This window comes from Fictibacillus nanhaiensis, from assembly GCF_042686385.1.
In the GTDB taxonomy this organism is placed as follows: Bacteria; Bacillota; Bacilli; order Bacillales; family Fictibacillaceae; genus Fictibacillus; species Fictibacillus nanhaiensis.
On the sequence record NZ_JBHUPF010000006.1, the window covers coordinates 2,254,070 to 2,268,997 of the forward strand.

Below are 14,928 nucleotides of genomic sequence, written 5' to 3' on the forward strand. Positions count from 1 at the left end.
TGCTCGCTTTCCGTGTGACAGGCACGCACCTTCTACTACAATCAACAATTGTTCATAGAAGATAAAAAAAAGATTAAAAAGCAGCGATTGCTATATAATCTAAGAAAATATCACCACCAGTATCTGTTTTTTATCTTTTTCCTTTTTCATAAGGTGTACCAAGAGCTTTCGGTGCATCTGCACGACCTACAAGCCCTGCTAAAGCAAGTATCGTAAGAACGTATGGTGCGATAAGCAAGAATACTTTCGGGATATCTTGCAGACCGGGAATCTGAGCTCCTGAGATACTGATCGCTTGTGCGAGACCGAAGAATAAAGCAGCTCCTAAAGCGCCAAGTGGATGCCATTTACCGAAGATCATCGCAGCTAGAGCCATGAAACCTTGTCCCGTGATCGTAGAGTGCGTGAAGTTCCCTGAAATAGAAGCTACATAGACAGCTCCACCTAGTCCAGCTAGAGCACCACTCAATAAAACGCCAACATAACGCATCTTTTTAACGTTGATTCCCATCGTATCTGCAGCCATCGGGTGTTCACCTACAGAACGAAGACGTAGACCAAATGGGGTTTTGTAAAGAACATACCATACGATGAAAGCAACGAATACGGCTAGATAAGAAGTCAGATAGGCGTTTTGGAAGAATAGTTTTCCAATCACCGGAATATCTGACAGAAACGGTATATCACTTTTAGAGATACGCTGTGAGATGACAGGTGTTTGTCCCGCATTAAAGATTTTCTTCGTTAAGAAGATCGCAAGTCCAGCAGCCAAAAAGTTGATCGCTACACCACTAACAACTTGATCTGCTTTCAGTGAGATACTCGCAACAGCATGAATAGAAGCAAATAGCGCTCCAACGATCATTGCAACAACAAAACTTACCCATGGAGCTGCACCGGCTAATCCAAACTGTTCGCCGTAATAGATCGTTACGGCGCCTGTAAAAGCACCAAATAGCATTAAGCCTTCTAATCCAATATTTACAACTCCTGAACGTTCACTGAAGACTCCACCTAGAGCAGTAAAGATTAAGGGAGCGGCTGAAACGATAGCAGCAGGTATGATTAGTGCTAGAATATCCATAAAACTCATTAGATCTTACCTCCTCTGTTCACACGGTTCATCAACCAATGAACAAGATAGCTGCACGCAACAAAGAAGATGATTAAAGCAATAACGATTCCAACAAGTTCTGTCGGAACACCTGCCATAGCTTGCATATTCAGTGCACCAATCTTTAGTCCGCCAAACAATGCAGCACCTAAAATAACACCGATCGCACTGTTAGCACCTAGAAGTGCAACAGCGATTCCATCAAATCCTACTCCGGTAAATCCGGCATTGATGGTCATGTATTGATACGTACCTAGACCTTCCATACTTCCTGCAATCCCTGCAAATGCTCCTGAGATCGCCATGGAAAGGACAATGTTTTTTGAAACGTTGATCCCAGCGTACTGAGATGCATGCTGGTTGAACCCTACAGCACGAAGCTCATAACCCAAAGTTGTTCTCCATAATAAGAACCACATGATCACTGCTGCAACGATTGCTACGATAATACCATAGTGAAGTGTAGAATTGTCTGTTAGTTCTTGCAAAAACGGTGAAGCAAGAGAAGCTGATTCTTTTACATTCTCCGTTCGCTCACCTGGAGCAAGCATGAAATTACGAATGATTTCATTTGTACTATAAAGTGCAATATAGTTCATCATGATTGTCGTAATTACTTCGTGAACTTTAAAACGCGCTTTTAATATACCAGGAACAGATCCCCATAGTGCACCAGCGACTCCAGCTGCAAGAATTGCTAGCGGAATATGAATAATGGCTGGAGCATCAACAAAAATCCCCACATAAACAGCAGCTAGCCAACCGACTAAAAGCTGTCCTTCTACACCGATATTAAATAAACCTGTTCTAAACGCAAATGCTACAGCCAAACCTGAAAGAATAAGAGGTGACATCTGTCTGATCGTTTCACCCATGTAGTATGAACCGCCAAAAATTCCTTCGAATAGAGCCGCATACGCTTCAATCGGTGGATATCCGCTGATCAGCATGATAATGCCACCGATAAGAAGTCCTAAAAACACGGAGATAAGAGGCACTAAAAATTTCATCTTGTTTGTATTATTCTGCATGAACGGTACCTCTCTTTCCTCCAGCCATCAATAGACCCAGTTCTTGTTCTGTTGTTTCTTTCGGGTTTACGATCGCAACGATCTTTCCTTCATACATGACTGCGATTCGGTCACTCACGTTGATGATTTCATCCAACTCAAATGAAACGAGCAGTACAGCTTTTCCATTATCCCTTTGTTCGATCAGTTTGGAATGGATGAACTCGATCGCTCCGACATCAAGACCACGAGTTGGTTGAGCTGCGATCAAAAAGTCCGGATCCCGATCAACTTCTCTAGCGATGATCGCTTTTTGCTGATTTCCACCCGATAAGGCACGAGCTGGTGTATAAGCATCTGGCGTACGAACATCGTATTCCTCGATCAACTTTTTAGCTTTATCAAAGATTGGCTTAAAGTTCAATATGCCAGATTTAGAATATGGCTTTTGATAATAGGTTTGAAGCACCATGTTCTCTCCTACTGAAAAGTCCAATACAAGTCCATGTTTATGTCTATCTTGCGGTATATGACTCAAACCGTTCTCTGTAACACTTCTAGGAGACTTATTCGTAATCTCTTTATCTCGCAGATGTATCGATCCTTCATGTACTTTATGAAGACCCGTGATCGCCTCTAAAAGTTCAGATTGACCGTTTCCGTCAACTCCTGCGATTCCAACGATCTCTCCTGCATGAACAGTCAAGTTCAGGCCGTTTACCGCAGGTACTTTTCTGCTATCATGAACGACAAGGTCTTTGATCTTCAATACAGCTTCTTTAGGATCAGCATCAATTTTTTCAACTTTAAAGTTTACTTCACGGCCAACCATCATCGCTGCTAGAGAATCAGGGTTAGAATCGCTAACCTCTACCGTACCAACGCCTCTACCTCTTCGTATTACCGTACAGCGATCACAGACTTCCATGATCTCTTTTAATTTATGAGTGATGAGGATGATAGACTTGCCTTCATTAACTAGCTTTTTCATAATCTGAATGAGTTCTATGATCTCTTGAGGAGTTAACACAGCTGTAGGCTCATCAAAAATGAGAATATCCGCTCCTCTATAAAGCGTTTTCAAAATTTCCACACGTTGCTGCATACCAACTGAGATATCTTCAATCTTTGCGTAAGGATCTACACGAAGTCCATATTGATCTGAAAGAGCTTGTACTTCTTTAGCAGCTGTCTGAAGATCAACTTTCCCGCCTTTTGTAGGCTCTTTTCCAAGAATGATATTTTCGGTAACAGTAAACTTATCAACGAGCATAAAGTGCTGATGAACCATCCCAATACCAAGCGAGTTGGCAATATTCGGATCATTGTTCACCACTTTATTTCCTTTTACGAAGATCTCCCCTTGTTCAGGCTCATAAAGACCGAACAAAACGTTCATTAACGTTGATTTACCTGCACCATTCTCTCCTAGTAATGCATGGATCTCCCCTTTTTTAACTTGAAGCGTGATGTCATCATTCGCGACGATTCCAGGGAATTCTTTTCGGATATTGCGCATATCGATTACATATTCCATATTCTTGCTCCCCCCTTATTGCATAAGGAAGGACTTGGCTTCTGCCAAGTCCTGGCCTGTTATTCATTTCACTTGAATTATTTTAAGCTCTTTTTGAACTCTTCAAATTCAGCGTCTGTCTTAGGAACCTTCACTTCGCCAGCGATGATTTTCTTTTTGAAATCTTCAACAGATTGAAGTGACTTCTCTTCAACGTTCTCTTGAGTTGGAGCGATACCTACTCCATCTTCTTTAAGACCGAACTCTACAATTTTCCCACCTGGGAACTTACCGTTCATCGCTTGCTCAGAAACTTCGTATACCGCTTGGTCTACACGTTTTACCATTGAAGTAAGTGTTACGTTCTCAGGCATTCCTTCTTCGTGTTGGTCACGGTCAACACCGATTACCCAAACATTCTCACCGTTCTTCTTACGGTTCTTCGCTTCAGTGAACACACCCATACCCGTTCCACCAGCAGCATGATAGATTACGTCAGCTCCTTGTTGATAGAACGTGTTCGCGATCTGTTGTCCTTTTTCAGCTTTGTTGAAGTCTTCAGCGTATTGAACCATTACTTCTGCTTTAGGGTTCGCTGTTAATACCCCAGCTTTAAACCCGTTTTCAAACTTTTTGATCAGTTCACTGTTAACACCACCAACGAATCCTACTTTGTTCGTTTTAGATTGCATACCAGCTACTAGACCTACTAAGAATGAACCTTCATGCTCAGAGAACGTAATGTTCGCTACGTTGTCACCTTTAACAACCATATCAACGATTGCAAGTTTTGCATCTGGTTGTTGTTTCGCAACTGTTTCTACGTCGGTTCCCATTAAGAACCCGATTCCAAATACTACATCGTACTTTTGACGAATCAGTGAGTTTAAGTTCGGCTTGTAATCACTTTGTGCAGTAGATTGCAAGTATTTGTAACCTTTGCTCTCTTCTAAACTATTATCTTTACCAAACTTAGTTAAACCTTCCCAAGCTGATTGGTTGAAAGACTTATCGTCTACACCGCCAGTGTCTGTTACCATCGCTACTTTAAAGTCTTTTTTCTCTCCTCCGCCAGAAGACTTCCCGTCATCAGAAGATCCACATCCGGCAAGAATCGTACCGGCCGTTAACATTGCAGTTACCATTAATCCTAATTTCTTTTTCAAGTCATTTTCCCCCTGTAAGTGTTTTCATTTTAATGACTAAACCAATGCTGCAAAATAAAGTACCGATCACCCCCTAAAAAAGACTTTAACTATAAGCGCTTTCTTAAAACAGAGAACATAAACTTATCAGATCTAAAATAGTTGCAAGAATAAAGTACAGGTTCATCAAATTGATCGTAATGCATTTGTTTTAAGATGAGGAGAGGAACGCGTTCATCGCTTTCCAATATTTCAGAAACTCTGTCGTGATATCCGATCGGTTCGATGTTTGTTACCGCATACATAACACGTCTTCCCGTTTCCTTTTCCAACATCTCTAAGAATGATTCATAATCGTGTAACCCTTTTGCAGGGAAAAGGTGTGCTGGCATATGGTCCTTACAAAAAACGACTGGTTCACCATCTGCTGTACGTACCCGCTCCATCATCATGAGTCCTTCAGGCAATGAATCATTAAACTTACTAAGTAGTTCTTCTGTAACATCTGTCATCTGCGACGTTAGGAAAATAGTACCAGCGCGTTTGCCGCCTCTTTCTATCATATCGGTCACACTGTAGAGTTCTTCAATGCCAGATGAGAACAAAGCACGAGTTCTTACAAAAGTCCCAACACCATGTTTTCGAATGAGTACGTTTTCATCTTCTAAAATACGAAGCGCTTCACGCAATGTAGCTCGAGATATACCAAGCTGTTTGGATAACTCAAACTCAGAAGGAAGTTTTTCTCCCTCTTTATAAATACCTTCTTCAATATCTTTTTTTAACTTTTCAATCACTTTTATATATAACAAGCGATGGTCAGCCTTTATTGACATTACAAAACCACCTTAACTTAGTTGTTCGACGTATGACAAATTATTAGTAGAATCGACATTACTATACCATTTTTATTTCTATAAATAAATACTATTTTTACAAATTTTTAATAGGTGTTCTTTGCTTTTTACATTACTTGAATTAATTTCCATACACAGAGGAAAACGAGCCCGCATGAGCTCGTTTTCCTAAGACTTATGAACTAGACGCTTCTTTTTCATCAGGCATCGTGGAGATCAACACTTCTCGAGGTTTTGATCCTTCATATGGACCTACTATTCCTTTTGATTCCATCGAGTCGATCAATCTTGCAGCTCTTGAATAACCGATGCGAAACCTTCGTTGAAGCATGGAAACCGAGGCTGTCTGCATATCGACGACAAGTCTGACAGCATCAGCAAACAAGTCATCTTCAGACTCCATGACAGCAGGTTCTGCTTCTTCTGTAGGAATCATCTCTGCTTGGTATTGTGCTCTTTGCTGTGATACACAGTGTTCTACGATCGTTTCCACTTCTTCATCTGATAAAAATGCACCTTGAACACGAACAGGCTTTGAAGCTCCTGAAGGGAAGAACAACATATCTCCTCTTCCTAAAAGTTTTTCTGCCCCTCCCATATCCAGTATCGTTCTTGAATCGGTTTGTGAGGATACACTAAACGCGATGCGTGATGGAATGTTCGCTTTAATAACACCCGTGATGACATCAACAGATGGCCGCTGAGTTGCAATAATCAAGTGTATACCAGCTGCACGAGCCATCTGTGCTAGACGAGTGATCGCGTCCTCAACATCACCAGATGCAACCATCATCAAATCAGCAAGTTCATCAACAATAACGACGATATATGGTAGGAAGGGCTGTTTAGCATCCCCTTTAGCGTTTTGTTTTCGGATCGATTCGTTGTAACCTTCGATGTTCCGTGTACCACTATGGGAGAATAGCTCATACCTGCGTTCCATCTCAGAGACTACCCGTTTTAAAGCTTGAGCAGCCTTCTTCGGCTCAGTTACAACTGGTGCGAGGAGATGAGGTATCCCATTATACATATTTAATTCTACCATCTTCGGATCAATCATCATCATTTTCACTTCATGTGGTTTAGCTCTCATCAGAATACTCGTGATAATGCCGTTTACACACACGCTCTTACCGCTCCCTGTCGCTCCTGCAACAAGCAAATGAGGCATCTTAGAAAGATCTGCGATGATCGGTTCACCGGAGATATCCCTGCCAAGACCGATCGCAAGAGGTGATTGCTGACCCGAAAACTGAGGGGCTTCAAGAACTTCTCTTAATGTTACCATCGAGATCTCTTGATTCGGCACCTCGATCCCAACAGCTGATTTTCCTGGTATAGGCGCTTCGATTCGAATATCTTTTGCAGCAAGAGCGAGAGCCAAGTCATCTGATAGGTTCACGATCTTACTTACCTTAACACCAACATCTGGGTACACTTCGTATTTCGTAACAGCAGGTCCAAGATGAACTTTAAGTACTTTTGCTTTTACGCCAAAACTCTCGAACGTTTTTTCAAGTTTTTTCGCGTTACTTTTACTTGCAGCGTATTGCTTGTCTTTATGCTGTCCGCTGTTTTGAGGCGTTCTAAGATGTTTCATGGTCGGAAGCTGATAATGCTCATTCTGTATGACCTCATCACCAAAGTTAACCGGTAAAGGCGAAGGTGTAGATTCGTTCTCTGCTTCCCTTGCATCTCTTTGCTCTTCTTTTTCTTCATTCTCACCATACATCTGAGGAGCAAATTTTAACTGAACGCCACTCTCTGTTTGTTGAACTCTTTTCGTAAAATCTTCAATGACAGGTTCTTCAGAGATGATGATCTCTTCCGTCTCTTCTTCATCATCAGTTGCCGGTTTTAAACTTTTCTTTTCTTTAACTTTTTTCATTCTTTCTTCAGAAATTGAAGTCTTCTTTTCTTTTATGTACTCTTTCATTTTAGAAGTTGCTGAACTTGATGTATCAACGAGTTTCTGAAGAAGAACGGACAACGATTTACCTGAGATCAACAGGAGGCTTCCTATTATGAGAAAGAAAATGACAAGCTTTGTTCCTCCTGCACCAAATAAAAAGTAAAAAAGAGCGAATCCGATAGCTCCTACAAGTCCTCCACCAATATCATCCGTTGCAGTTTCCCCTTGAAGCTGCATCCAATATAGATCCCACGTGTTTCTTATGACCGACGCATCTTTCCATTCTCCACCGTTTGTTAAATGTTCGAACAACGTTAAGTGGCTCAAAACTAAAAACGAGAAGAAAAGGATATAAACACCTGTTAATTTCTTCGATATGAGAACCGGCCAGCTTCTTTTCCAGATCAAATAAAAGGATAATAAGATACAACCGAGCAGAAGGATGCCATACCATTCTCCACTAAAGAAACGCAGAAGATGAACAAAAGCCATTCCTACGTTTCCCATCTTAGCAAGTGCTAAAGAAGACAGTGCTAAGATGGTAAGTCCCGCTATCTCATACGTCAGCTGCTCTTTCCATCTGCCTTTATTCTTGGCTTTCTTTTTTTTGTTTTTTGCCATTTTTTTCACCTCGCTAGCTTGCCTCAATTATGTATGTATGAACAAAAATAGAAAGAAAAGCAGCCCTGCAAAATTGAAGGCTGCTTTGTACTAGTATAGCATAATTCTTAGATGACTTTTTTAAAAGTTTCGCAGCACCATTCCAGGTTGGCAGTCTTCCAGTAAGAAATGAGAAGGATCTGTGCTCATGATCTGAACGATCTTTGTCTCATCGCCCATACGTTCGATGAGGACAGGGACGTTATTATAAAGTATAACATTCTGCGCAGATTGTTCGTTTCCTTCTTCCGGAAACATCAATTCAAAAGGCTGCATCGTGTACCAGATCATTGTGTTAATCCTTTATCGTCTTCATTTTTGTTCGCTTCGATCAGTTCGTTTAACTTTTTGAGCGCTTGGCCGACTCCGCCTACTTCGTTTATGAGTCCATCACTTACGGCATCCGTTCCAATCACATTGGTACCGATATCACGAGTCAAGTTCCCTTTAGAGAACATCAATTCTTTAAATCGCTCTTCTGTGATCTCTGAATGGCTCGTAACAAAAGAAATCACCCGGTCCTGCATCTTGTCTAAATACTCAAATGTTTGTGGTACTCCAATGACCAGACCTGTCAGTCGAACAGGATGGATGGTCATAGTAGCCGTTGGAGCGATGAACGAATAATCAGCGCTGACCGCTATTGGTACTCCGATAGAATGTCCTCCTCCTAATACGAGAGAAACGCTAGGCTTTGAGAGGGATGCGATCATCTCAGAGATCGCAAGGCCAGCCTCCACATCTCCACCTACTGTATTCAGAATAACAAGAAGTCCTTCGATCTTGTGATTCTGTTCGATGGCTACTAGCTGCGGAATCAAGTGTTCATATTTTGTTGCTTTATTGTTAGGAGGTAACTGCATGTGCCCTTCGATCTGGCCCACGATCGTCAAACAATGTATGCTCGAGCCTTCCATTGTAGGTACGTTCGTTTGTCCTAACGACTGTATCTTCTGTATAAGTCCCGAGCTATCGTCCTTTTTAGGTGCATCTGTTTGTGGTGTTTCTGTTTCTGGTGTCTGATCCATAATTCATACCCCTTCTAAGTTAGGTTCTTCTTAGTATGGGCGTTTTTTCCATTGATATGAGAAAAAAATAAAAACCCGCTGTATCAGCGGGTTAAATTTCCATTATGATCGGCATGATCATTGGTCTTCTCTTCGTTTTTTCGAACAGATACTGACTTAATGTATCTCTAACGTTTGACTTCAGACTAGACCATTCTTTCATATTTTCGTTCATGCACTTTTCAAGTACGTCACGAACTTTTGTATTTGCTTCTTGAAGAAGAGCTTCACTTTCACGTACGTATACAAAGCCTCTTGATATGATCTCAGGACCTGAAATCAGTTTATGAGAATCTTTACTGATCGTAACAACGACCACTAAAATCCCATCTTGTGATAATAGTTTACGATCACGAAGCACGATGTTTCCGATATCTCCTACACCAAGACCATCTACTAATACGTTTCCTGACGGTACTTTCCCTGTTTTTTGAGCGAACCCGTTGGCGAACTCTACCACTTCACCTTTATCCACGATAAAGATGTTGTCTTTTTCAACTCCAACTTCAATCGCTAATTTTTGATGCGCTTTTTGCATCTTATACTCACCATGAACTGGCATGAAATATTTCGGTTTCATCATACTAAGCATGAACTTAAGTTCTTCCGCACTACCATGTCCGGATACGTGTACCTTTTTCTGACCAAATATAACATCTGCTCCTGTACGCATCAGTTTATCAACCATCTTCGCAACTGAAGTTTCATTGCCAGGTATCGGGGTAGCGGCAATTACGACTGTATCTGAAGGACGAAGAGCGATCTGCTTGTGTGATTTTTGTGCCATTCTAGACAACGCTGCCATCGATTCACCTTGGCTACCCGTTGTTAAGATAACTACTTTTTCATCACTGTAATCGTTTGCTTGATCAATCGTTACTAATAGATCTTTTTCGATTGTCAAATAGCCAAGTTGTGATGCGATATCAACAACTTTTACCATACTTCTTCCGTTAACAGCTACTTTTCTGTTTGTTTTTGCAGCAGCGTTCATCACTTGCTGAACACGGTGTACATTTGAAGCAAATGAAGCAATGATTATTCTTCCTTTTGCCGCTTGGAACACATCAAGGATCTCTTGTCCGACTTGTGCTTCTGGACCTGTAGAGCCTGGTCGTTCTGCGTTCGTGCTATCTGATAGCAGACACAGTACTCCTTCTTCAGCTAGGCTTGAGATCTTGCCGAACTCTGTATGCTGTCCATCGATTGGTGTATGATCGATCTTAAAATCACCAGTATTTGCAATAATTCCCTGTGACGTGTGAATTGCAATTCCTACTGCATCTGGAATACTGTGATTTACGTGGAAGAAGCTCACCTTCGCACTGTTAAATGAAAGCTTTTGGTTCGTTTCAATTAAATTTAACTCTGTCGAACGCAATAGTCCCGCTTCTTTTAGCTTTGCTTCTACAAGTCCTAACGTCAAACGTGTTCCATATACAGGTACGGGTACTTGTCTTAAAACATATGGAAGCCCGCCGATATGGTCTTCATGGGCATGTGTTAAGAAGATTCCGGTCACACGCTCTAGGTTTTCCTTCAAGTAGGTCACATCTGGTATGACGATATCGATTCCAAGCATTTCCTCTTGAGGAAACATCAGACCTGAGTCCATGACAAAGATTTCTTCACCTGTGTCCACGACATACATGTTTTTGCCGATCTCACCGACTCCGCCCAGGGCAAAAACTTTAATTTTATCTCTATTTTGTTTTGACAATGTGTATATTCCTCCTATGTTGTATGTAAAAAAAATAAATCCCGATCACGTCACTTAAAATCATTATACTCTATGAGAGGAATACAAAACAAGACTGAGCAAAAGACAAATAAAAATAAGGTTAAAGTGCTTCCTAATTGTTTTTGAACTTTGGTCTTAGTCTATTTACATCCCCCCTTTGCAAAGCGCCTTCGTAGTCTCACCTTTTTTGCTACAATGGGAGCGTCGCAGTCAAAAGTAAGATGATTGAAGGCAGAGAACACTTTCTTGACTGAGTCTGGACTGCCCCAATATGAGAATAGGAAGAGACATAAAACTGGGTCGGAAATATCATAATTGAATAAAATTGAGGCTTTAATTCAATGTTTCTTGATTGAATCAAAGTCTTTTTGTTTATTAAAAGATGATGCGACTGCAATTCGATCTAGTTTAAGTGAAAGTTTTTGTTTGTAGAAATCGCAACGTTTAATAATTTCACGGTAATCCATTTTATTTTCACGGTAAATCAAAATATATTCACGTATAGAGTCAATAATTTCACGGATAAAATTTATTAAACAATCTTCGACAAAACGCGACAACACTAATACGCTCACCTATTAAAAAAGCTCCTGTCTATGTAAGACGGGGCTTGTTTATATTGATCGCTGATGAGTACATAAGAAAAAAGAGCTTCGCATGCGAAGCCCTTCTTTACTACTTTTTATAAGCTATTTAATTTGTTTGAGAGTGCTTCTCTTTCAGATTGATTTAAAGGTAGTAACGGCAATCTAACGCCGCCAACATCAAGTCCTTTTACTTGTAGCGCTGTCTTAACCGGAGCGGGACTAGGCGCTTTAAAGAGCTCTTGCATAACCGGAAGCAACTTCCGATGAATACGCGCAGCTTCTTTATTCTCACCTTCTCTAAACGCCTTGATCATCTCTTGCATCTCGTTTCCGATCACATGTGAAGCTACCGAAACGATTCCTGCGCTTCCTATCGCTAGAGATGGAAGGGTTAAGCCGTCGTCACCGCTATATACAACAAAATCCTCAGGTGTATTCTCAATCACTTCACTCATCGTATCTAAATTCCCGCCAGCATCCTTCAACGCAACAATGTTTGGCACTTCAGCTAGTCGAAGAACTGTATCAACAGAGAATGAGATCACTGATCTTCCTGGGATATTATACGCCATGATCGGAAGGCTTACAGCACTTGCGATCGCTTTATAATGGGCGATGATCCCTTCTTGGCTCGGTTTATTATAATACGGCGCTACGATCATAATAGCATCCACACCGATTTCTTCAGCCTTTTTTGAAAGATCAATAGATGCTTTCGTATTGTTGCTTCCCGTTCCTGCGATCACAGGAACTCTTCCATCCACCACTTTTACAACGTGTTTAAAAAGGGCAATTTTTTCTTCTGTCGTTAATGTAGCAGATTCTCCTGTAGTCCCTGCTACTACTAGACTATCAGTTCCATTGTTGATCAGATGGTTAACCAATTTCGTGGTTCTGCTAAAATCAATGTTACCTTTGCTGTCAAAAGGTGTTACCATCGCGGTGCTAATACTTCCGAAATCCATTTCCTTCACTCCTCAATACTCATTAAACTGCTGCTGTACAATTTCTTGTAAGTTTGCAGATATTCCTTCCTCATTCAAACGAAAAGCGGAATGAAGAGCATTTACTGATTCAATAAGATCTGTTTTCTTTACAAGGACCCAAATCGTAGTATGTGAGTCAGCAGATTGTAAAATTTGTATGTTTCTGCTGGACAATGATTCGACGATAGCCGCCGTCACCCCTGGAGTTCCTGCGATTCCAGCTCCAACTGCTGATACTTTGGCACAATCTCGATTCACTTCAGGTTCATATCCAAGATCTTTTAATTTTGCTAAAGCCAAATCTGTCTTGTCTTCCATAATCGTATAGACGACACCTTTTGGACTAATGTTGATAAAGTCTACTGAAATTTGTTCTTGAGCCATCGCTTTGAACACTTTTGTATGAAGATCATACTGCCCATCGTTCGCATAAACTTTAATCTGGGTAATGTTTGAGACATGTGCAATACCCGTAATGATCGATTCTTGAACGTCTTTTCCTAGAGGGCCTTTTACTGCTGATGTAACAAGTGTTCCCGGTAGATCTGAATACGTTGAACGAATACGTAAAGGAATCTTGGCTTGCATGGCAATCTCCACGGCACGTGGATGAATGACCTTAGCTCCTTGATAAGCCATGTTGCAGATCTCTGCATAGGTTACGACAGATAAGGGTCTTGCATCCTTAACTAGTCGAGGGTCAGCAGTCATGACTCCTTCTACATCTGTAAAAATATCAATAAATTCAGCTTCTAAAGCAGCACCTAAGGCTGAAGCACTCGTGTCACTTCCTCCTCTTCCGAGTGTTGCAATATCCCCAGATTTTGATTGTCCTTGAAACCCTGCAACCACAACTACTTGATTGTTTTCAAGTTCAGACTTTAACCGATCGACTTTCATATCGATAATTCGTGCGTTCGAAAAGTCATCATTTGTTCTGAATCCTGCTTGAGGACCTGTTAAAGCTACAGATGAAAGGCCGTTGGCATTTAACAATCCAGAAAATACGACCGATGAAATAATCTCTCCGCAAGACAACAAAAGATCTTGTTCTCGGTTCGAAATCTTGTTCTTATCTCCTAAAAGACTCAATAAAGAGTCTGTCGCATACGGATCACCGAACCGTCCCATCGCCGAAACGACACAAACGACTTTATAGCCTTCTTCTACCGCGTTTTTAATATGACGAATCGCCTCAATGCGGCCTGTATCATCTTTTAAAGAAGTTCCCCCAAATTTTTGAACGATTATCTTCATGAATGCACCTTCTTTATATATTTAAAGCAGATTTAATTTAATCAAGCTCTCTGCGATTTGTACGGAGTTATATGCAGCACCTTTAAGTAAGTTATCTGACACGACCCACATATGATACGCATTATCACGATCTAAGTCTTTACGTATTCTACCAACAAATACGTCAGGGAGACCTGCAGCTATTGCTGGCATAGGATAGATCTGCTCTTCAGGCTGATCCTGAAGTGTAATACCAGGAGCTGTTTTAAGTAGTTCTCTTATTTCTTGAACGGAAGGGTTACCATTCTCAAACTCTGCATACAAAGATTCTGAATGTCCAGTCTCAACTGGTAAACGAACGCAAGTTGCAGCGATCTCTAAATTCTCTAGATGCATGATCTTCTTCGTTTCGTTCATCATCTTAAGCTCTTCAAACGTATATCCGTTCTCTTCAAATTTATCAATTTGAGGAACCGCGTTAAAAGCGATCTGATAGTGTTTCTTGTCTGAGGCACAAGGCATAATGGAAGCTTCAAATGGTTCATCGTTCAAAATCGCTCTTGATTGATCTTTTAGTTCTTCAACAGCTTTAGCTCCAGCTCCTGAAACCGCTTGGTAAGTAGATACGATTACTTTTTTCAGCCCGAACTTTTCATGAAGAGGCTGAAGGGCAACGACCATCTGTATCGTTGAACAGTTCGGATTCGCAATGATTCCGTTATGTTTTAATAAGTCTTGTTCATTTACTTCAGGTACAACGAGTGGTACGTTCGGATCCATTCTAAATGCGCTCGTGTTGTCTACAACAATCGCACCCCTCTTCACCGCTTCGTGTGCAAGAGCTTTGGAAACAGAACCACCAGCTGAGAACAATGCTAGATCAACACCTTCAAATGCTTCAGGAGTTGCTTCTTGAATCGTATGAGATTCTCCATTAAACGTGATGACCTGTCCTGCTGATCTTTTACTTGCCAGAAGAGATAACTTTTTTATAGGAAAGTTTTTTTCACTTAACGTATTTAACATCTGCTGGCCAACTGCGCCAGTCGCTCCTACAACAGCTACATGAAATGATTTTTGACTCATACTCTATTAAC

At 41.0% G+C, this 14,928-nt stretch carries 13 protein-coding genes; all 13 read right to left on the reverse strand.

What is annotated here, in order from left to right:
• Positions 1-130: 130 nt before the first annotated feature.
• The gene (locus ACFS5O_RS15150; protein WP_205726150.1) at positions 131-1,093 is read right to left on the reverse strand and encodes an ABC transporter permease; all 963 of its coding nucleotides are present in this window, start codon (positions 1,091-1,093) and stop codon (positions 131-133) included.
• Complete coding sequence (locus ACFS5O_RS15155; RefSeq protein ID WP_066393810.1) at positions 1,093-2,145, reverse strand: ABC transporter permease; 1,053 nt, start codon at positions 2,143-2,145, stop codon at positions 1,093-1,095. The genes ACFS5O_RS15150 and ACFS5O_RS15155 overlap by 1 nt, the downstream gene beginning before the upstream one ends.
• Positions 2,135-3,661: an ABC transporter ATP-binding protein gene (locus tag ACFS5O_RS15160; RefSeq protein ID WP_205726149.1), complete on the reverse strand. Its 1,527-nt coding sequence runs from the start codon at positions 3,659-3,661 to the stop codon at positions 2,135-2,137. The genes ACFS5O_RS15155 and ACFS5O_RS15160 overlap by 11 nt, the downstream gene beginning before the upstream one ends.
• Before the next feature lie 77 nt (positions 3,662-3,738).
• Positions 3,739-4,806 carry a BMP family lipoprotein gene (locus ACFS5O_RS15165; RefSeq protein WP_066393806.1) on the reverse strand — a complete coding sequence of 356 codons (1,068 nt, stop codon included), beginning with the start codon at positions 4,804-4,806 and terminating at the stop codon, positions 3,739-3,741.
• 89 nt (positions 4,807-4,895) lie between these two features.
• Positions 4,896-5,621: a GntR family transcriptional regulator gene (locus ACFS5O_RS15170; RefSeq protein ID WP_066393804.1), complete on the reverse strand. Its 726-nt coding sequence runs from the start codon at positions 5,619-5,621 to the stop codon at positions 4,896-4,898.
• Positions 5,622-5,817: 196 nt separating this feature from the next.
• A complete protein-coding gene (locus ACFS5O_RS15175) occupies positions 5,818-8,175 on the reverse strand; it encodes a DNA translocase FtsK (protein WP_205726148.1) in 2,358 nt (785 codons plus the stop codon).
• Between the two features lie 120 nt (positions 8,176-8,295).
• The gene (locus tag ACFS5O_RS15180) at positions 8,296-8,505 is read right to left on the reverse strand and encodes a YlzJ-like family protein (protein ID WP_205726147.1); all 210 of its coding nucleotides are present in this window, start codon (positions 8,503-8,505) and stop codon (positions 8,296-8,298) included.
• A complete protein-coding gene (locus ACFS5O_RS15185) occupies positions 8,502-9,242 on the reverse strand; it encodes a ClpP family protease (RefSeq protein ID WP_205726146.1) in 741 nt (246 codons plus the stop codon). The genes ACFS5O_RS15180 and ACFS5O_RS15185 overlap by 4 nt, the downstream gene beginning before the upstream one ends.
• Before the next feature lie 91 nt (positions 9,243-9,333).
• Positions 9,334-11,001 carry a ribonuclease J gene (locus tag ACFS5O_RS15190; RefSeq protein ID WP_205726145.1) on the reverse strand — a complete coding sequence of 556 codons (1,668 nt, stop codon included), beginning with the start codon at positions 10,999-11,001 and terminating at the stop codon, positions 9,334-9,336.
• A gap of 359 nt (positions 11,002-11,360) precedes the next feature.
• The gene (locus ACFS5O_RS15195) at positions 11,361-11,597 is read right to left on the reverse strand and encodes a hypothetical protein (RefSeq protein WP_205726144.1); all 237 of its coding nucleotides are present in this window, start codon (positions 11,595-11,597) and stop codon (positions 11,361-11,363) included.
• Positions 11,598-11,704: 107 nt separating this feature from the next.
• The gene (gene dapA, locus ACFS5O_RS15200; protein WP_205726143.1) at positions 11,705-12,574 is read right to left on the reverse strand and encodes a 4-hydroxy-tetrahydrodipicolinate synthase; all 870 of its coding nucleotides are present in this window, start codon (positions 12,572-12,574) and stop codon (positions 11,705-11,707) included.
• A gap of 12 nt (positions 12,575-12,586) precedes the next feature.
• Positions 12,587-13,852, reverse strand: a complete 1,266-nt coding sequence (gene dapG / locus ACFS5O_RS15205) for an aspartate kinase (protein ID WP_205726142.1) — start codon at positions 13,850-13,852, stop codon at positions 12,587-12,589.
• Positions 13,853-13,873: 21 nt separating this feature from the next.
• On the reverse strand, positions 13,874-14,917 hold the full coding sequence (asd, locus tag ACFS5O_RS15210) for an aspartate-semialdehyde dehydrogenase (RefSeq protein WP_205726141.1): 1,044 nt from the start codon (positions 14,915-14,917) through the stop codon (positions 13,874-13,876).
• Positions 14,918-14,928: the final 11 nt, after the last annotated feature.